Consider the following 18,601-nt stretch of genomic DNA (forward strand, 5'->3'; position numbering starts at 1 on the left):
ATGCGTCGTGATGAGCTCACCACGCTGTCAGGCGTCTGTCGTGCGCTAGGCCTGTCCGAGGCGGATGTTGAAGACAGCGAGATGGCTTCGATCGTCACCGACACGCGTCAGCTGGTTCCCGGCTCGCTGTTCGTGGCGTTGCGAGGGGAGCGCTTCGACGCTCATGACTTTGTGTCCCAGGCACGCCAGGCCGGTGCGATCGCGGCGGTGGTCGAGCGCGCGGTGGACGATCCGCTGCCACAGCTGGTGGTGGGGGATACGCGGATGGCGCTGGGGCTGCTGGCCAGAGCCCATCGTCGGGCCTGGAAGGGTCCCATCGTCGCGGTGACGGGTAATAGCGGTAAGACGACCGTCAAGCAGATGCTGGCGACGCTGCTCGGCCGCGCAGGCTCGACCCTGGCGACCCAGGGCAATCTGAACAACGATATCGGCGCTCCACTGACGCTGCTGCGGTTGGCGCCCGACCACCGCCAGGCGGTGGTGGAGCTTGGGGCCAACCATCTCGGCGAGATTGCCTGGACAACGGCACTGACCGAGCCCCAGGTGGCGGTGATTACCAATGTGACGGGGGCCCACGTCGGTGAGTTTGGTGGCATGGGACGGATAGCTCAGGCCAAGGGGGAAATCCTGGCCGGGCTGGCCGCCTCCGGGATCGCCGTGCTGAATCGCGATGATCGCTACTTCTCGATGTGGTCAGCCTTGGCGGCGCCGCGCGAGGTCATCGGTTTCGGCTTGACCCGAGAAGCACGCATGAATGCCTCGGAACTGGTCTGTGATGAGCTCGGGCGCTATGCTTTCACGCTGAATTTCGATGGCAGTGTGCTGGGGCGGGTGCAGCTCCCCCTGATGGGCCTGCACAATGTGTCAAACGCTCTGGCAGCCGCCGCAGCGGCCGTGGCAATGGGGCTTTCCGGGGAAGAGGTGGTGGCCGGTCTTGCGCTGGTCACCCCGACGGCCGGGAGACTGACGGTCGAGCAGGGGCTGCGTGACAGTCGGCTGCTGGATGACACCTATAATGCCAACCCAGGGGCAGTCAAGGCGGCGATCGATGCGCTGTTGGGTCTGCCTGGCCCTCATTGGTGTCTGCTCGGCGCCATGGGTGAACTGGGAGCCGCGTCCGATGACCTGCATGCGGACATCGGGCGCTACGCGCGGGAACGCGGTATCACATTTCTCGGCACCCTGGGAGAGGCGGCCAACCCTGCCGCCCAGGCCTTCGGTGAAGGTGGGTGCCATTTTTCTGATCAGGCGGCGATGGTCCGCCACGTGCAGCAACATTTGCCCCAAGGCGCCAGCGTGTTGGTGAAGGGCTCCCGCTCTGCGGGGATGGAGACTGTCGTGGCAGCCTTGCGCCCAGATGTTTCAAGGTGAACCTGATACATGTTGCTTTTCCTGGCTGAAGTGTTGGCGAACTATCAAAGCGCCTTCAACGTCTTTGGTTATCTCACTCTGCGGATGATTCTGGCGACCATCACTGCGCTGGTGCTGTGCCTGTGGTTCGGGCCGCTGATGATCCGCCGGTTGGTCGAACGTCAGATCGGGCAGGCGGTTCGCGATGACGGTCCTCAGTCGCATCTGTCCAAGGCGGGGACACCGACCATGGGCGGTGCGATGATCCTGATGGCCATGGCGGTGAGCACGCTGTTGTGGGGGGACCTGACCAACCACTACGTGTGGGTGGTGCTGCTGGTGACCCTCGGCTTCGGTGCCATCGGTTGGGTCGACGACTATCGCAAGGTCGTGGAGAAAAACCCGCGGGGCCTGCCTGCTCGCTGGAAGTACTTCTGGCAGTCGGTGATTGGTCTGGCGGCTGCGGTGGTTCTGTACGTGACGGCGGCATCGCCGGTGGAAACCAGCCTGATCCTGCCCCTGTTCAAGGACTTCGTCCTGCCCCTGGGCCTGTTCTATATCCTGTTGACCTACCTGGTGATCGTCGGTGCGTCCAACGCGGTGAACCTGACCGATGGCCTGGACGGCCTGGCGATCATGCCGACGGTCATGGTGGCCATGGGGCTTGGGGTGTTTGCCTATGCCAGCGGTAATGCGGTGTTTTCCAGCTACCTGCAGATTCCGATGATTCCCGGTGCCGGTGAACTGGCCGTGTTCTGCGCCACCATCTCCGGCGCTGGCCTCGGTTTTCTCTGGTTCAACACCTATCCCGCCCAGGTCTTCATGGGCGACGTGGGCGCACTTGCCCTGGGGGCTGCGCTGGGTGTGGTCGCGGTGATTGTGCGCCAGGAGGTGGTGCTGTTCATCATGGGCGGCGTGTTCGTCATGGAAACCGTGTCGGTCATTCTTCAGGTGGGCTCCTACAAGCTGACCGGGCGGCGGATCTTCCGCATGGCTCCGCTGCACCATCACTTCGAATTGAAGGGATGGCCTGAGCCGCGTGTGATCGTGAGGTTCTGGATCATCACCGTGGTGCTCGTGCTGCTGGGTCTTGCAACCCTCAAGATTCGCTGAGGCTGACATGAACGCGAGTCGCTCACGCTTGCCGCAGCACCTGGTGGTGCCGGCGTCGATGACGGTGGTGGTGGGTCTTGGGGTATCGGGGGTGGCTATCTGTCGCCATCTGGAGCGCCTTGGCCGAGAGTTCATGGTGGTGGATACCCGCGACGCCCCGCCTGGACTCGATGCGTTTCTGCGTGAGTTTCCCGAGGTGCCGTACCGCCTAGGCCCACTAGCGGGGCTCGTCCTCGATCACGCGCGGGAAGTCGTGCTCAGCCCAGGTGTCGACCCCCATCAGCCGTGCTTTGCAGCCCTTGCCGAGGATCGCCGGGACGATACGGGAGAGCCACGGCTGATCGGCGAGATTGCACTGTTTTGCCGCGCCTGCCAGGCACCGATCGCCGCCATCACCGGCGCCAATGCCAAGTCCACGGTGACCACCCTGGTAGGCGAGATGGCGCGTGAGGCCGGTCGCAAGGTCGCGGTGGGAGGCAATCTCGGTACCCCGGCCCTCGACCTGCTGATACAGGAGCCGTCGGCGGATCTCTACGTGCTGGAGCTGTCCAGCTTTCAGCTCGAGACCACCCCTTGGCTTGGCGCCGAGTCCGCTGCCTTTCTCAACCTGAGTGAGGACCACCTCGATCGCCATGGTGATATGGCGGGCTATCGTCGAGCCAAGCAGCGGATCTTCCGCGGTGCCTCCCATGGGGTCATCAATGCGGAAGACCCTGAGACCTGGCCGGAGTCGTCACTGCCTGCGGTGTCGCGCTTTGGGGTCATGGATCCCGCGCCCGAGCATGATGACTGGGGCGTGGCAGAGCACCAGGGCGAGCCGTGGTTCATGCATGGCCCGCGCCCGTTGTTCCCGGTTTCCCGCATGCGTCAGGTAGGACGCCATCATCAGGCCAACGCCTTGGCCGCCATGGCCATGGGGTATCGGCTCGGATTTCCGCTGGAGGACATGGCCAGCGTGCTTGAGAGGTTTACCGGGCTTGCGCACCGCAGTGAGTGGCTGGCAACGGTAGGGGAGGTCGACTGGATCAATGACTCCAAGGGCACCAACGTCGGCGCCACGCTGGCCGCCATTGCCGGTCTCGGGCCGACCCTCAAGGGGCGGCTCATCCTGCTGGCCGGCGGTGTGGGCAAGGGGGCTGACTTCAGTCCCTTGGCGCAGCCGCTGGGGCACTACGCACGGGAAGCCGTGCTGTTTGGTCAAGACGCGCCGCAGCTGGCACAGGCGTTGGCCGAGCGGGTGCCGGTGACGCGGGTTGACGATCTATGCGCTGCGGTTGAGCGTGCCCGGCACATCGCCGAGCCGGGAGACGTGGTGTTGCTGTCGCCTGCCTGCGCCAGCCTCGACCAGTTCCCCAACTATCTGGCTCGCGGCGAGGCCTTCCGCTCGCTGGTTCACGCTCTGGCCAATGGAGGCCGCACATGAGTCGCCTGTCCCGAACCCGGCATCGTTTCGGTGTCCTGCGCGAGCACCTGTCGACTCGTGATCACAGCTTTGATGGCTGGTTGCTGGTCGCCACCCTGTCGCTGCTGTTGATGGGTTGGATCATGGTGACCTCGGCGTCTACCGAAGTAGCGACCAGCCTGACCGGCAATGCCTGGTACTTCAGTATTCGACACGGCATCTTTGTGCTGGGTGGCCTGACGGTTGGCGCTCTGGCGCTGCGAGTGCCGCTGGCCTGGTGGAAGGCCAATGGCCCGCTGCTGCTGCTGGTCGGGCTGGTGCTTCTGCTGCTGGTGCTGCTGGTGGGGCGTGAGGTCAATGGCAGCCGTCGCTGGCTGTCGATTCCCGGAGTGCCGTTCAATTTGCAGGCTTCCGAGGTAGCCAAGCTCTGCCTGATCACCTACATGGCCGGTTATCTTGAGCGGTTCTTGCCCCAGGTGAGGCGTCAGTGGGGAGCGTTCCTGCGTCCTCTGGTGGTGGTGGGCGTGGTCGCGGTGCTGCTGATTCTCGAGCCGGATTACGGCGGTGTCGTGGTCATGACCAGCTGTGTCATGGGGATGCTGTTGATGGCGGGGGCGCCTTGGGGGCGTTTCATTCTGCTGTTTATTCTGGTGGGGTCTCTCGGCGCCATCCTGGCGGTGGCCGAACCTTACCGGATGGCACGCCTGACCAGTTTTATCGATCCCTGGGCGGACCAGTTCGCCAGTGGTTATCAGCTGACCCAGGCGTTGATCGCCTTTGGGCGCGGCCATTTGATCGGCATGGGCCTGGGAAACAGCGTGCAGAAGCTGTTCTACCTGCCGGAAGCACACACCGATTTCGTGTTTGCGGTGCTGGCTGAAGAGCTCGGCATGATCGGGGCCATCGCCGTGGTTGGCCTGTTCGCCCTGCTGGTATGGCGGGCAATGGCGGTGGGTCGCCGGGCTGAGCTTGCCAGAATGCCCTTCGCTGCGTACCTCAGTTATGGCATTGCGCTGGTGATTGGCGCCCAGGCATTCATCAATATTGCGGTCAGTACCGGCATGCTGCCGACCAAGGGGTTGACCCTGCCGCTACTGTCCTACGGCGGGTCCAGCCTGGTGGTGAGCTGTGTCATGGTGGCACTGCTGCTGCGGGTGGATGTCGAGACCCGCGAGCGATTGCGCCGGCAGTCTCCGACAGCCAAGCGCGAGTCGGGGCGCAGGGCGCCGAGACGAACCCAGGCTGCAGGAGTGAAGCCGTGAGCGAGCAACAGGGAAGGCGAGCATTGATCATGGCCGGCGGCACCGGGGGACATGTTATTCCCGCACTGTCGCTGGCGCGGGGCCTTCAGGCTCAGGGCGTTGAGGTGGCCTGGCTGGGTAGCCCCAGGGGCATAGAGAATCGTCTGGTTCCGGAGGCGGGCATCCCGCTTCACCAGATCGCTGTCAGCGGCTTGCGCGGTAACGGCGCTGCCGGCTGGTTGTTGGCGCCGGTGCGGCTGTCCCGTGCAGTGTGTCAGGCTCGCCAGGTCATTCGTGAATACGACCCCCAGCTGGTGGTCGGGCTGGGCGGCTTCGCCAGCGGCCCCGGTGGGCTGGCGGCGAAGTGGTGTGGCAAGCCACTGGTGATACATGAACAGAACGCGGTCGCCGGCTTGACCAACCGCGCGCTGTCGCGCTTGGCGCGGCGCGTCTATGCCGCCTTTCCCCAGGCCTTTGGCGGCAGGGCAGAGGTGATCGGCAATCCCGTGCGTGAGGATATTGCCGCGCTGGGCGACACCCTGCGCCAGGCCAGCGAGATGCGTGGCCGGCGACTGCGCCTGTTGGTGGTGGGCGGATCCCTGGGTGCCTTGGCGCTCAATCAACAGATGCCCGAGGCGCTGGCCTCGCTCCCGGAAGAGATGCGTCCCGAGGTCCGCCATCAGGCGGGGCGCGACAAGGACCAGGCGACCCGCGAGGGCTACGCCGCCAGCGGCGTCGAGGCACAGGTCAGTGACTTTATCGCGGATATGGCGGCGGCCTATGACTGGGCCGACCTGGTGGTCTGCCGTTCCGGTGCCCTGACCGTGGCCGAGCTGGCTGCGGCGGCAAAGCCAGCCTTGTTCGTGCCATTTCCCCATGCGGTGGACGATCACCAGACGGCCAACGCCCAGGCATTGGTCAGCGCTGGCGCGGCGGCATTGATTCAGCAACGAGACATGAACCCGACGTCTCTGGCACAGCGCCTTGAGACGTTGCTTGAGCCCGACACACTGGCGAGCATGGCGAGCAAGGCACGGGCTGAGGCCCATCTGGACGCCGTGGATCGACTGGTAGCGGGCTGTATGGAGACAGGCTTTGAGTAATCAGACCCAAGGGCCGGTACCCGGCCAAGTGACCCCATCTCCTCTTGCCGGACAAGGCCCGGCCCCCGCACGTGGCCTGGGCATGCGCCGGATTCGTCGCATTCACTTTGTGGGTATCGGTGGCGCCGGCATGTGCGGTATCGCGGAGGTGCTGGCTAACCAGGGCTATCACGTCAGCGGCAGCGATCTGCGCCGCTCATCCGTGGTAGCTCGTCTGGAAAGCTGCGGCGCGCGGGTGTTCATCGGACATGCCGCGGAGCACGCCGATGGCGCGGACGTGGTCGTCGTGTCCACCGCAGTGGCCGAGGACAACCCAGAGCTCAAATGGGCCCACGAACATCGTGTTCCGGTAGTGCGCCGGGCGGAAATGCTGGCTGAGCTGATGCGCTTTCGGCACGGCATCGCGGTCGCCGGCACCCACGGCAAGACCACCACGACGAGCTTGACGGCTACCCTGCTGGGTGAAGGTGGGCTGGATCCCACCTTCGTTATCGGCGGCAAGCTGACCAGTGCTGGCACCAACGCCCAGCTAGGCCAGGGTGACTACCTGGTGGCCGAGGCGGACGAATCCGACGCATCCTTCCTGCACTTGCAGCCCATGGTTAGCATCGTGACCAATATCGATGCCGACCATATGAGCACCTATGGTGGGGATTTCGAGCGGCTGAAGCACACCTTTATCGAGTTTCTGCACAACCTGCCGTTCTACGGCCTTGCAGTGTTGTGCATCGATGATGACAACGTGAGAGGCCTGCTGGACCGTATCAATCGCCAGTTTGTTACCTATGGCTTCTCTGCTGACGCTGACTACCGCATCGAGAACTTCGAGCAGAGTGCTGGTGAAGTCCGCTTTACCGCGGTGCGCCCGGGGGATCTTGAAGATCTCGAGGTGAGGCTGGCCATGCCGGGCCGTCACAACGCGCTGAATGCACTGGCCGCGATTGCCGTGGCGACGGATGCCGGGGTCGAAGCTGGCGCTATCCTCCGAGGGTTGGCCGGGTTTGCCGGTGTCGGGCGTCGGTTCCAGGTTCACGGCAACTTCCCTGCACCCCGGCGTGAGGGCGACGGTGAAGCCGAAGCTGACGTTATGCTGGTCGATGACTATGGCCACCATCCCCGTGAAGTGGAGATGGTGATCAAGGCGGTGCGTGATGGCTGGCCCAGCCGTCGTCTGGTCATGGTGTACCAGCCACACCGTTATTCCCGTACACGGGATCTCTACGAGGACTTCGTGCGCGTGCTGTCCAGCGTCGACACCCTGGTGCTGCTCGACGTCTACAGCGCTGGTGAAGCGCTGCTTCCCGGTGCCGACGGGCGCAGCCTGGCCGGATCGATCCGCCAGCGCGGAGAAGTGGACCCGATCTTTGCCCAGGACAAGACGGAGCTGCCGGCGTTGCTGGCCAAGGTGGTCAAGCCTGGCGACATTCTGATCACTCAAGGCGCGGGCGACGTGGGGGGTATTTCCCAGCGACTGGCCGATGCTCTGCTGCAGTTTGATGAGGTGACACTGTGAACCAACACGCGCAATCCCTTGGCCATGTTGTGGTTGTCTATGGCGGCCACAGCGCCGAGCGTGAGGTCTCCCTGAAGAGTGGTGCAGCGGTGCTGGCCGCTTGTCAGCGCCTGGGTCTGAACGTGACCGGCTACGACCTCGCCGACGGCGGCGTCGCCGGGCTTGAGGCGCTGAGCCCTGACCTGGTATTCATCGCTCTGCACGGCCGGGGCGGTGAGGACGGCTGTCTGCAAGGGGCGCTGGAACTGGCAGGCATTCCCTACACCGGTAGCGGCGTGCTGGCGTCGGCGCTGGGCATGGACAAGATGCGCACCAAGGCGCTGTGGCAGGCGCTGGGGATGCCCACCCCCGAGAGCGTACTGCTGACTCCCTCAGCTGACTGGGATGAGGTCGTCGCGAAGCTGGGTCTGCCACTGGTCGTCAAGCCAGTGCATGAGGGATCGACCATCGGCATCAGCATCGTCAAGAGCCGTTCGGAGCTCGAAAATGCCTATCACGAGGCCGCCAGATTCGACGCCCGAGTGATGGCCGAGCATTTTGTGAGCGGAGACGAATTTACCTTGTCGGTTCTTGGCGACAAGGCGCTTCCGGCCATTCGCGTCGAGGTGCCCAGCGGCTTCTATGACTATGAGGCCAAATACCTGTCCGACGAGACGATCTACCACCTCCCGTGCGGCTTGAGCGAGGCCGAAGAGACGGCGCTGGGCGAGCTGTGCGTCGCCGCTTTCGAAGCCATTGGTTGCCAGGGCTGGGGGCGTGTCGACGTGATGCGGGACGGCGACGGGCGTTTCTGGCTGCTTGAGGTCAATACGGTGCCGGGCATGACCGATCATAGTCTGGTGCCTCAGGCGGCAGCCCACGCCGGGATGAACTTCGACCAGTTGGTACTGGGGATCATCGATACCGCCAGGGAGCGCGGCTGACATGACCCGACGCGGCTCGTCGCTTGGCATCTTTCTGCTCGTCGTCCTGCTGGGGGCGGGCGGTCAGGCGTTATGGCTATGGCTTGATCGTCCCATCGAAAGAGTGTCCATTGGAGGTGAGCTGCATCATGTGGACGCTTCTTATCTCAAGCGACAATTGGCACCCTTGGTACAGGGCAAGACCTGGCTGTCGGTGGATCTGGAGGCCCTGCGGGAAGAAGCGCTCAAGGTCGGCTGGTTGAAGGAAGTGCGCATTCGTCGCGAGTGGCCGAATGCGCTCACCTTCGAACTGGAAGAGCAGCGCCCGGTGGCCCGTTGGAACGATGACAAGCTGTTGAATGCCGAGGGCGAGCCCTTCGCCTACGCTCCGGTAGCGCCCCCTGGCGGTCTGCCGGATATGGCGGGTCCGGTGGGGGCGGGCGCAGAGGTGCTGGCCTACTTCGCCACCCTGGAGCAGCGCTTGGAGCGGATGGGGCTCGACGTGCAGCAGCTGCGCCTCGAGCCACGCGGTGCATGGCGCTTCCAGTTGGCCAGTGGGGTCTGGATCATGCTCGGGCGTGGCGATCTCGAAGCACGCCTCGGGCGTCTCGAAGCCGCTTGGCGAGGTGAGTTGGGCAGTGTGGCGTCGCACATTCGCTACATCGATCTGCGTTACCCCAACGGGGTCTCCGTGGCCTGGCATGGTGAGACGGAGCCGGTCGATGGGGGCGAATCGTCCAATGGCTGAGCGTCGCCTTTAATCGACAAAAGAACGACGGCGATTAAAAGTGGCGACACTCTTGCTGTTCAAAGACAGGTTTTCGAGGTTTCTTTTGTTTAAATGAGCCCGTATCGTGGAATGAATGAACGTCCTGGGCTGGCCGAACAAGTGCACTTGTTTCTATAATCGTCCCAGGTTTTTTTATAACAGCGGCAGGTTCCAAGGTTACGGAATCCGTTCAAGGAGATTTCCCGGCTCATGGCAGGTCCATCCAACGTGTCCAATATGGTAGTCGGGCTGGATATCGGAACATCCAAGGTCGTAGCGATCGTGGGTCAGCCCACCGACGATGGTGGCATCGAAATCGCCGGTATCGGCTCTCACCCTTCCCGAGGTATGAAAAAGGGAGTGGTGATCAATATTGAGTCCACGGTTCAGTCTATTCAGCGTGCGGTGGAAGAAGCGGAATTGATGGCAGGTTGCGACATTCATTCCGTGTATGTCGGCATTGCAGGAAGCCACATCAGTTCCATGAATTCCGACGGGGTCGTGGCCATCAAGGAGCGGGAGGTCGCGCCATCGGATATTGATCGCGTCATCGACTCCGCCAGGGCCAGGGCTATCTCAGAAGGGCAGCGTGTCCTGCATGTATTGCCCCAGGAATTCGCCATCGACACCCAGGGCGGAATTCGCGAGCCGCTGGGCATGTCCGGTGTGCGCCTGGAAGCCCGTGTTCACCTGGTCACCGCGGCGCTCAATGCGGTGCAGAATATCGAAAAGTGTGTGCGTCGCTGTGGCCTGGATGTGGACGCCATTATTCTCGAGCAGTTGGCGTCCAGTCATGCGGTGCTGACCGAAGACGAACGCGAGCTGGGTGTGTGCATGGTGGATATTGGTGGCGGTACCACCGATATTGCCGTATTCACCGAAGGCGCCATCCGTCATACTGCAGTGATTCCGATTGCCGGTGACCAGGTCACCAACGATATCGCCATGGCGCTGCGCACACCCGCGCAGTACGCCGAGGAGATCAAGGTCAAGTATGCCTGCGCTCTGACTCAGCTGGCCTCCAGCGACGAGATGATCAAAGTGCCGAGCGTTGGCGACCGTCCTGCACGGGACCTGTCACGCCAGTCCCTGGCCGAGGTGGTAGAACCTCGCTACGAAGAGCTGTTCACCCTGGTGCGTGACGAACTGCGCCGCAGCGGCTTCGAGGATCTGGTGGCTGCTGGCGTCGTGTTGACCGGCGGAACCTCGCGCATGGAAGGTGTGGTGGAGCTTGCCGAAGAGATATTTCACATGCCGGTCAGGGTGGCCTGTCCGCAGAATGTGAGAGGTCTCGCCGATGTGGTGCGAAATCCGATTTATTCGACGGGTGTCGGTTTGTTACATTACGCTCTACATGAAGCCCGTCAGGGTCGTGCTCACCAAGGGCAGGGTGGCACCACCTCGGCGCAACCGAGGCGCGAGGACGTCTCCCGGCGTGGACCAGAGGAAAGGATTCCGGCGCTGGAAAAGATAAAAGGCTGGTTCAAAGGAAATTTCTGAAAGGGCCGCTCAAGCGGCTCAGGAGACGGGGCAAATGTTCGAAGTCGTAGATAGCGCGCCCTCAAGCAGCGCGGTCATAAAAGTCATCGGTGTCGGTGGCGGCGGCGGCAATGCTGTCAATCACATGGTCGAGAGCAGCATCGAAGGGGTGGAGTTCATCTGCGCCAACACTGATGCTCAGGCGCTCAAGCGGGTGTCAGCCAAGACCGTTCTGCAACTTGGTGGCGAGATCACCAAGGGGCTCGGCGCCGGTGCCAATCCGGAAGTCGGCCGCCAGGCGGCCATGGAAGACCGTGAGCGCATCGCCGAGCTGCTTGGCGGTGCCGATATGGTTTTCATCACGGCTGGCATGGGTGGCGGTACCGGCACCGGTGGCGCGCCAGTGGTCGCCCAGGTGGCCAAGGAACTCGGCATCCTGACCGTTGCCGTGGTCACGCGCCCGTTCCCCTTCGAAGGTCCCAAGCGCATGCGCGCAGCCGAAGAGGGGATGAAGGAGCTGTCCGAGCACGTCGACTCGTTGATCACCATCCCCAACGAAAAGCTGCTGTCCGTTCTGGGCAAGAGCGCCACTCTGCTGACCGCCTTCAGTGCCGCGAATGATGTGCTGCTGGGGGCGGTTCAGGGAATTGCCGAGCTGATCACCAGTCCGGGCATCATCAACGTCGACTTTGCCGACGTCAGAACGGTGATGTCAGAGATGGGCATGGCGATGATGGGAACCGGTGGAGCGACCGGTGAAAATCGCGCTCGCGAAGCCGCCGAGAAGGCCATTCGCAGCCCGCTGCTGGAAGACATCGACCTGCACGGCGCCCGGGGCATTCTGGTCAACATCACGGCAGGGCCAGATCTCTCCATTGGCGAGTTCAACGACGTCGGTGCCACTGTCCAGGAGTTCGCTTCCCAGGACGCCACCATCGTCGTGGGCACCTCCATCGACATGGACATGACCGACGAGTTGCGCGTTACCGTGGTGGCTGCGGGCCTGGATGCTCAGGTGTCGCGTCAGCAGAAGCCTGCCAGCCAGCAGCAGACTCGACGTCCTGAGGCGCGTCAACGCCCCCAGCAGGGTGCGATCAATCGCAGCCAGGGTGGCGCCGGCGTCGCGGCAGCGAGCAAGCCTGAGCCGCAGGAGTCCGCGCGACCCCAGGCCGAGAAGCGCAAGTCACAAGAGCTCGACGATTATTTGGATATCCCGGCGTTCTTGCGTCGGCAGGCGGATTGATCGAAACGAGCGTAGGGTTTTCCGGGTGCGGGCATCGGAAGGCAAGGTTTTTTTGTTGAAACGTCCGTTCGGTGTTATAGTGAACGGTGTTTCATAACCAACGACTGCCTGGCGACTGCACAATGATCAGACAACGCACCCTGAAAAACGTCATCCGCGCGACGGGCGTGGGACTGCACTCCGGCAAGAAGGTGTATCTCACCCTTCGTCCTGCGCCGGTGGACACGGGCATTGTGTTCGTGCGCACCGACCTCGAGCCGGAAGTTCGCATCCCGGCCCAGGCGATGAACGTCACCGACACTACCCTGTGTACTGCCCTGTCCCAGGATGGTGAAAAAGTTGCGACGGTGGAGCACCTGATGTCCGCCTTCGCGGGTCTCGGTATCGACAATGCCTACGTGGATGTCAGCGCGCCGGAAGTGCCCATCATGGACGGCAGCGCCGGACCCTTCGTGTTCCTGATCCAGTCTGCGGGTATTCAGGAGCAGAATGCGGCCAAGAAGTTCATCCGCATCAAGAGCGAGATCAAGGTCACCGAAGGCGACAAGGAAGCGATCTTCCTGCCCCACAAGGGGTTCAAGGTGTCCTTCGCGATCGATTTCGACCATCCTGTGTTCGAAGATCAGAAGCAGACGGCCATGGTGGACTTTTCCACCACCTCGTTCGTCAAGGAAGTGTCCCGCGCGCGGACCTTCGGCTTCATGCGTGATCTCGAGTATCTGCGGTCCAACAATTTAGCCCTTGGCGGTAGCCTCGACAACGCCATCGTGGTGGATGACTACCGCATCGTGAACGACGGTGGTCTGCGTTACGACGATGAATTCGTCAAGCACAAGGTGCTGGATGCCATCGGCGACCTGTACCAGCTGGGACACAGCCTGATTGGCGAGTTCCGCGGCGTGAAGTCCGGGCATGCGCTCAACAATCAGCTGTGCCGTGCCCTGATCGAGCAGCCGGAGGCCTGGGAAATCGTGACCTTCGAGAGCGAGGCCGAGCCCGCTCCGATTTCCTACGCAGCGCCCGCCATGGCGTGATGTCGCGGGTGGCAGGGTGATGTGAGCGTCCCGCAGATCGCCAGTCTCACCTCGCTTGCCATTGCCTGTTGTTGCCCGTGCCCGTACTCGTGACCTGCATCGACGCCGCCCCCAGGGGCGGCGTTTTGCTGTTTGAGAGTTCCGTGGCGAAGGGAGAGTTCCATGTTGAAGGGGGCGGGCGAGCAATGCCGCAAACCGAGTGGACGTCACGAGCGTACGTTGCGAGTGCGCGTCGAGCGTGCTTGCCGCGGCTGGTCGCTAGCGCAGTGTGGTAGGTGGGGTGGCCGGTCGATGAGTTCGTTGCGCGGCCGTGGGCGACACGCTGCTAGCGGTCGGAGCGGGCTTCTGCATGGGCGGCCAGCCGTTCGAGGGCACGCTTCAGACGAGGGTCTTCGATGTCTGCCGCACAGCTCGACAGCTCATCTCCGGCCTCGGCCGGCAGTCGCCTGACCTGTCGGGGGGCGACCTTGGCAGGGCGTACCGGGCGGACCTTGAAGTGAAAGCCGGTGACCGCCTGAAACTCCGGCAGCTGGTGCAGGCTCTCCAGAAGTCGTGGCTGTTCGTAGCGCAGTCGTGTGAGCCAGGCCGCGCCATCGGTGATCAGGGTCAGGCGTCCGTCACGAAAGCCGCCGACAAACAGATGGTCGGCCAGGGGGGCTGTCAGCTCGCTACGCAGGTGCTCCTGGGCACGCTCGATCAGTCGTGCCATGCGCATCAGTCCGCCCAGTTCCCCGCGGCCTCCAAGAAGGCCGGTCATGGACTGGGCGCGGAACCGCTTAACCTTTATACTCATGAGCTTGTGTCTTGGGGTTTCCCAGGATCAATGGAGAGTGTGTCGTTGCCAATGGGTGGCACCGAGACTAGCACGCGACGGAGTTGCCCGACAGCATGACAGCCCTGGAATCACATCGTAGCTGCCCCCGCGAGGCGAGTGCCCGGCGTGTAGCGCGGTGGTGGCTGGCCGGTTTGCTGGTAGGGTGTCTGTTACCGGCCAGCCTGGCGGCGGCCGAGTCGCCCAGAGCGACCGAGCGGCTGGTGCAGATATGTATCATGGCCCCGGCGGTCATACGCGCGCATACCATGCTCAAGGCCTGTCGGCATCGGCTGGCCACTCACCCTCGAGTCTCCCTCACCTATCACCCGGTACGCGCTGATCTGCGCCGGGATACCTTTTATTTGCCTGCGGTCGCTGCACTGGATGTACGCGCGCCAAGGGCTCCCCCTGTCGTTGGCTGACATCAAGGACGTCGTTATTGCGTGAGTTTTCCGATGAGCGGAGAGCTCACTTCAGCCAGTCAATGTCAGGAAGTGTCATGATCAATTCCCTGTTGCGTAAAGTGGTCGGTTCCAAGAACGACCGTGACGTCAAACGTATGTTTCGCCAGGTGCGCGCCGTCAACGAGCTCGAGTCGAGCCTGGAGAGCCTGGACGACGCTGCCCTGAGTGCCCGCACGGCGGAATTCCGTGAGCGTCTGGCCGGGGGCGAGTCGCTGGACGCGCTGCTGCCGGAAGCCTTTGCCACCGTGCGCGAGGCCAGTAAGCGGGTCATGGGCATGCGCCATTTCGATGTACAGCTCATTGGTGGCATGACCCTCAATCGCGGCCGGATCGCCGAGATGAAGACCGGCGAGGGCAAGACCCTGGTAGCCACGCTGGCGGTGTATCTGAATGCGTTGCCCGGCAAGGGCGTGCATGTCGTCACCGTCAACGATTATCTGGCACGGCGCGACGCCAACTGGATGCGCCCTCTGTATGAGTTTCTGGGGCTGTCGGTGGGGGTGATCTACTCCGGCCAGACGTCTGAAGAAAAGCGTGATTCCTACGCCTGCGACATCACCTATGGCACCAACAACGAGTTTGGTTTCGACTACCTGCGCGACAACATGGCGTTTTCGCTGGAGGACAAGGTTCAGCGTGACCTCTACTTCGCCATTGTCGATGAGGTCGACTCGATCCTGATCGATGAAGCTCGCACACCGCTGATCATCTCCGGTGCAGTGGATGAAAACACCGAGCTCTACAAGGTGGTGGATCGCCTGGCCCAGGAGCTTGCTCCGTGCACCGACGAGGAAGATCCCGAGAGCGGCGACTTCACTCTGGACGAGAAGCAAAAGCAGGTAGAGTTGACCGAGGGTGGCCACCATCGAGTGGAGGAGCTGATGCGGGCCCAGGGGCTGCTGGGCGAGGAGGACTCTCTCTACGCCGCGCAGAACCTCAACCTGCTGCAGCACATGCACTCGGCCCTGCGTGCACGACACCTGTACCACGTCGACGTGGACTATATCGTCAGTGACGGTCAGGTCGTGATCGTCGATGAGCATACCGGTCGTACCATGCCCGGCCGCCGCTGGTCGGAAGGCCTGCACCAGGCTGTCGAGGCCAAGGAGGGCGTGACGGTTCAGCGTGAAAGTCAGACGTTGGCCTCGACGACCTTCCAGAACTACTTCCGCCTGTACGAAAAACTGTCCGGCATGACCGGTACTGCGGATACCGAGGCCTTCGAGTTCCGTCAGATCTATGGACTCGACGTGGTGGTCATTCCCACCAATCGCCCGCTGGCGAGAAAGGACATGAATGACCTGGTGTACCTCAGTGCTGAAGAGAAGTATGAGGCCATCATCGAGGACGTCAAGGTACAGGTCGAGGCCGGTCGTCCGGTGCTGGTGGGTACCGCATCCATCGAGACGTCGGAGTATCTGGCAGAGCTGATGCGCAAGTCGGGTATCGACTTCAACGTGCTTAATGCCAAGCAGCACCAGCGCGAAGCCGACATCATCGCCCAGGCCGGTCGTCCCGGTGCCGTCACCATTGCCACCAATATGGCCGGTCGCGGTACCGACATCATGCTGGGGGGCAACTGGGAGGCGGAAGCTGCCACCCTGGACAACCCCTCCGACGCCGATGTCGAAGCGCTCAAGGAGGCTTGGAAAGAGCGTCACGAGGCCGTGCTGGCGGCCGGTGGCCTTCACGTTATCGGTTCTGAGCGCCACGAGTCGCGGCGTATCGACAACCAGTTGCGCGGCCGCTCCGGTCGCCAGGGCGATCCGGGCTCCACGCGCTTCTTCCTGTCCCTCGAAGACAATCTGATGCGTCTGTTCGGCTCCGAGCGTGTGCAGAAGCTCATGCAGGCGCTGGGACTCGAGCGGGGCGAAGCCATCGAGCACAAGATGGTGTCCAATGCGGTGGAGCGTGCCCAGAAGAAGGTCGAGGGTCGCAACTTCGACATCCGCAAGCAGCTGCTTGAATATGATGATGTGGCCAATGACCAGCGCCGTGTGATCTACGAGCAGCGCAACGAGATTCTGGCGGCCAGTGACGTGTCCGAGAATGTGATGGGCATTCGCGAAGAGGTGCTGGACGAGGCGATCAGTGCCTTTGTGCCGCCTCAGAGCCTGCCGGAGCAGTGGGACCTGGCCGGTCTTGAGGCTCACCTCAAGAGCGAGTATCAGCTCGAGGCGCCGGTGGTGCAGTGGGCGGAAGAGGATGACCGGTTCCACGAGGAGCAGCTGCGCGAACGCCTGCAGACTCAGCACCGCGAGACCTATCAGGCCAAGGTGGCCATCGCCGGTGAAGAGCTGATGCGTCGGTTCGAGAAGCAGGTCATGCTGCAGGTGCTGGACACTCGCTGGAAAGAGCACCTCCAGTCGATGGACCACCTGCGTCGCGGCATTCACCTGCGTGGTTATGCGCAGAAAAATCCGAAGCAGGAGTACAAGCGCGAGTCCTTCGAGCTGTTCCAGAATCTGCTGACCAACATCAAGGCCGACGTCACGCGTATCCTCAGTCACGTCCAGGTGCGTGCGCCGGAGGAAGTCGACGCACTCGAGCGTCAGCGGCGCGAAGCCTTGGCTCGGGAAAGCGCCCAGGCGGCCAGTCGGCATGACGAGGCGCCGGCAGCGGAGGACGATGGCCAGCGGCACGTGAATGAGATGGCTGACCAGCGTCCAGTGCGCCGCGATGCCCCCAAGGTCGGTCGCAACGACGCTTGCCCGTGCGGTTCTGGCAAGAAGTACAAGCAGTGCTGCGGCAAGCTCAGCTGAGCAAGCTGCACCGCCGATGATGACGACGACCCCGGGCAATGTCCCGGGGTCGTCTCGACAGCAGGAGACTAACGATGGCAGTGGGTGACAGCAGTTTTCCAGCAATGACGCCGATCGCTGGCGTGCGTCTCGGTACCGCCATGGCCGGGATCAAGAAGCCTGGCCGGCGGGATCTGGTGCTGATTGAGGTGGCCGAAGGGGCCTCTGTGTCGGGCACTTTCACCCGCAACGCCTTCTGCGCTGCGCCGGTGCATGTGGCCAAGGCGCATCTGGCCAGCGCGCCGGCAACTCGCTACCTGGTGATCAATACCGGCAACGCCAATGCGGGCACCGGTGAGATCGGCATGCGCGATGCCAGGGCCACCTGTCAGCAAGTGGCCGACATTGCCGGGGTGAGCAGCGAGCAGGTGCTGCCGTTCTCTACCGGTGTCATTGGCGAGCCTCTGCCCATGGAGCGCCTGCTTGCAGGCCTTCCTGAAGCGGTGGATCAGCTGAGCGACAGTGCCGAAGCCTGGCGCCAGGCCGCCGAAGGCATTCTGACCACAGATACCCGCATCAAGGGCGCCGCGCGCCGCGTGATGCTCAAGGGCGGCGAGGTGGTAATCAATGGGATCGCCAAGGGCTCAGGCATGATTCGCCCGGACATGGCCACCATGCTGGGGTTTGTCGCCACGGATGCGGCCATCGAGCAGGAGGCCCTGGATGCCTGGCTGCGGCACGGGGTGAAAAGGTCGTTCAACAGTATTACCGTCGACTCGGATACCTCGACCAACGACGCGTGCATGCTGATCGCCACCGGGCAAGCCGCTGCCGTGGCTGACGCCGAGGATGAGCGACGCTTTCGCCAGGCCCTGGATGAGGTGCTGGTGAGCCTGGCACAGGCGATCATCCGTGATGGCGAGGGCGCGACCAAGTTCGTCACGCTGGCGGTGTCCGGCGCGCGCAGCGTCGATGAAGCGCGTGAGGTAGCGTTTACCGTGGCCCACTCCCCACTGGTCAAGACCGCGCTCTACGCAAGCGATGCTAACTGGGGGCGTATCCTGGCGGCGGTGGGACGCGCCCAGGTCAATGACTTTGACGTGGACCTGGTCACCATCGACCTGGGGCCGGTGCGCCTGGTGGAGCATGGCGGCAGGGCGACAGGCTACACCGAAGAGGCCGGTAGTGCGGTGATGGCAGGAGAAGAGATCACCATCGCCATCGATCTCGGTCGCGGCGAGGCGTCGGCAACGGTGTGGACATCCGATCTGTCCCACGATTATGTCTCGATCAATGCCGACTACCGTAGCTGATTCATCCGCAAGGCATGATCTGCGGATGAATCTCGCTGTCTGAATCGGTATCCTATGCCGACTTTTATCCTGGCCCACCCGACTGAAAACTGGCGCGGGCATGGCCCGCGAATCCAAGCT

At 63.0% G+C, this 18,601-nt stretch carries 15 protein-coding genes; 14 read left to right on the forward strand and 1 reads right to left on the reverse strand.

Translation table 11 applies throughout. The annotated features are described in order from the left end of the window. The 11 genes from murF (at position 1) to lpxC (ending at position 13,149) form a co-directional block, all read left to right on the forward strand. Entirely contained in the window at positions 1–1,371 is a 1,371-nt protein-coding gene (murF, locus tag KUV41_RS15010; RefSeq protein ID WP_222486644.1) for a UDP-N-acetylmuramoyl-tripeptide--D-alanyl-D-alanine ligase, read from the forward strand. A gap of 9 nt (positions 1,372–1,380) precedes the next feature. Continuing rightward, a complete protein-coding gene (gene mraY / locus KUV41_RS15015; RefSeq protein ID WP_206937310.1) occupies positions 1,381–2,463 on the forward strand; it encodes a phospho-N-acetylmuramoyl-pentapeptide-transferase in 1,083 nt (360 codons plus the stop codon). Positions 2,464–2,470: 7 nt separating this feature from the next. Then, complete coding sequence (gene murD / locus KUV41_RS15020; protein ID WP_222486645.1) at positions 2,471–3,886, forward strand: UDP-N-acetylmuramoyl-L-alanine--D-glutamate ligase; 1,416 nt, start codon at positions 2,471–2,473, stop codon at positions 3,884–3,886. Further along, the gene (gene ftsW, locus KUV41_RS15025) at positions 3,883–5,127 is read left to right on the forward strand and encodes a putative lipid II flippase FtsW (protein ID WP_206937315.1); all 1,245 of its coding nucleotides are present in this window, start codon (positions 3,883–3,885) and stop codon (positions 5,125–5,127) included. Before murD ends, ftsW begins: the two co-directional genes overlap by 4 nt. Next, positions 5,124–6,209, forward strand: a complete 1,086-nt coding sequence (murG, locus tag KUV41_RS15030) for an undecaprenyldiphospho-muramoylpentapeptide beta-N-acetylglucosaminyltransferase (RefSeq protein ID WP_224908763.1) — start codon at positions 5,124–5,126, stop codon at positions 6,207–6,209. Before ftsW ends, murG begins: the two co-directional genes overlap by 4 nt. An 82-nt stretch (positions 6,210–6,291) precedes the next feature. Further along, the gene (gene murC, locus KUV41_RS15035) at positions 6,292–7,722 is read left to right on the forward strand and encodes a UDP-N-acetylmuramate--L-alanine ligase (RefSeq protein WP_222163230.1); all 1,431 of its coding nucleotides are present in this window, start codon (positions 6,292–6,294) and stop codon (positions 7,720–7,722) included. Beyond that, a complete protein-coding gene (locus KUV41_RS15040) occupies positions 7,719–8,645 on the forward strand; it encodes a D-alanine--D-alanine ligase (RefSeq protein WP_222486646.1) in 927 nt (308 codons plus the stop codon). The genes murC and KUV41_RS15040 overlap by 4 nt, the downstream gene beginning before the upstream one ends. A 1-nt stretch (position 8,646) precedes the next feature. Beyond that, a complete protein-coding gene (locus KUV41_RS15045; protein ID WP_222486647.1) occupies positions 8,647–9,372 on the forward strand; it encodes a cell division protein FtsQ/DivIB in 726 nt (241 codons plus the stop codon). Between the two features lie 231 nt (positions 9,373–9,603). After that, entirely contained in the window at positions 9,604–10,893 is a 1,290-nt protein-coding gene (ftsA, locus tag KUV41_RS15050; protein ID WP_206937323.1) for a cell division protein FtsA, read from the forward strand. A gap of 34 nt (positions 10,894–10,927) precedes the next feature. Continuing rightward, entirely contained in the window at positions 10,928–12,115 is a 1,188-nt protein-coding gene (gene ftsZ, locus KUV41_RS15055; RefSeq protein WP_206937325.1) for a cell division protein FtsZ, read from the forward strand. A gap of 122 nt (positions 12,116–12,237) precedes the next feature. Further along, positions 12,238–13,149, forward strand: coding sequence for a UDP-3-O-acyl-N-acetylglucosamine deacetylase (lpxC, locus tag KUV41_RS15060; protein ID WP_222163017.1), 912 nt, complete (start codon positions 12,238–12,240; stop codon positions 13,147–13,149). Positions 13,150–13,474: 325 nt separating this feature from the next. Here the strand turns inward: lpxC and KUV41_RS15065 are convergent, their stop codons facing one another. Further along, entirely contained in the window at positions 13,475–13,942 is a 468-nt protein-coding gene (locus KUV41_RS15065; RefSeq protein ID WP_206937330.1) for a DUF721 domain-containing protein, read from the reverse strand. Positions 13,943–14,037: 95 nt separating this feature from the next. Here KUV41_RS15065 and KUV41_RS15070 point away from each other — a divergent pair, with 95 nt between their 5' ends. The 3 genes from KUV41_RS15070 to argJ all read left to right on the forward strand — a co-directional run bounded on the left by KUV41_RS15070 (position 14,038) and on the right by argJ (position 18,481). Then, the gene (locus tag KUV41_RS15070; RefSeq protein WP_222486648.1) at positions 14,038–14,385 is read left to right on the forward strand and encodes a hypothetical protein; all 348 of its coding nucleotides are present in this window, start codon (positions 14,038–14,040) and stop codon (positions 14,383–14,385) included. A gap of 77 nt (positions 14,386–14,462) precedes the next feature. Next, positions 14,463–17,189: a preprotein translocase subunit SecA gene (secA, locus tag KUV41_RS15075; protein WP_206937335.1), complete on the forward strand. Its 2,727-nt coding sequence runs from the start codon at positions 14,463–14,465 to the stop codon at positions 17,187–17,189. A 74-nt stretch (positions 17,190–17,263) separates the two neighbouring features. Next, positions 17,264–18,481 (forward strand): bifunctional glutamate N-acetyltransferase/amino-acid acetyltransferase ArgJ, encoded by a 1,218-nt coding sequence (gene argJ / locus KUV41_RS15080; protein ID WP_222486649.1) that lies wholly within the window; start codon positions 17,264–17,266, stop codon positions 18,479–18,481. Positions 18,482–18,601 lie beyond the last annotated feature (120 nt).

It is taken from the genome of Halomonas sp. DP8Y7-1 (assembly GCF_019801685.1).
GTDB lineage: Bacteria > Pseudomonadota > Gammaproteobacteria > Pseudomonadales > Halomonadaceae > Halomonas > Halomonas litopenaei_A.

Excerpts from the sequence above, each read along its gene's own strand:
- murF (WP_222486644.1), top strand. The coding sequence starts at position 1 with ATGCGTCGTGATGAGCTCACCACGCTGTCAGGCGTCTGTCGTGCGCTA.
- mraY (WP_206937310.1), top strand. The coding sequence starts at position 1,381 with ATGTTGCTTTTCCTGGCTGAAGTGTTGGCGAACTATCAAAGCGCCTTC.
- murD (WP_222486645.1), top strand. The coding sequence starts at position 2,471 with ATGAACGCGAGTCGCTCACGCTTGCCGCAGCACCTGGTGGTGCCGGCG.
- ftsW (WP_206937315.1), top strand. The coding sequence starts at position 3,883 with ATGAGTCGCCTGTCCCGAACCCGGCATCGTTTCGGTGTCCTGCGCGAG.
- murC (WP_222163230.1), top strand. The coding sequence starts at position 6,292 with ATGCGCCGGATTCGTCGCATTCACTTTGTGGGTATCGGTGGCGCCGGC.
- KUV41_RS15045 (WP_222486647.1), top strand. The coding sequence starts at position 8,647 with ATGACCCGACGCGGCTCGTCGCTTGGCATCTTTCTGCTCGTCGTCCTG.
- ftsA (WP_206937323.1), top strand. The coding sequence starts at position 9,604 with ATGGCAGGTCCATCCAACGTGTCCAATATGGTAGTCGGGCTGGATATC.
- ftsZ (WP_206937325.1), top strand. The coding sequence starts at position 10,928 with ATGTTCGAAGTCGTAGATAGCGCGCCCTCAAGCAGCGCGGTCATAAAA.
- lpxC (WP_222163017.1), top strand. The coding sequence starts at position 12,238 with ATGATCAGACAACGCACCCTGAAAAACGTCATCCGCGCGACGGGCGTG.
- KUV41_RS15065 (WP_206937330.1), bottom strand. The coding sequence starts at position 13,942 with ATGAGTATAAAGGTTAAGCGGTTCCGCGCCCAGTCCATGACCGGCCTT.
- KUV41_RS15070 (WP_222486648.1), top strand. The coding sequence starts at position 14,038 with ATGACAGCCCTGGAATCACATCGTAGCTGCCCCCGCGAGGCGAGTGCC.
- secA (WP_206937335.1), top strand. The coding sequence starts at position 14,463 with ATGATCAATTCCCTGTTGCGTAAAGTGGTCGGTTCCAAGAACGACCGT.
- argJ (WP_222486649.1), top strand. The coding sequence starts at position 17,264 with ATGGCAGTGGGTGACAGCAGTTTTCCAGCAATGACGCCGATCGCTGGC.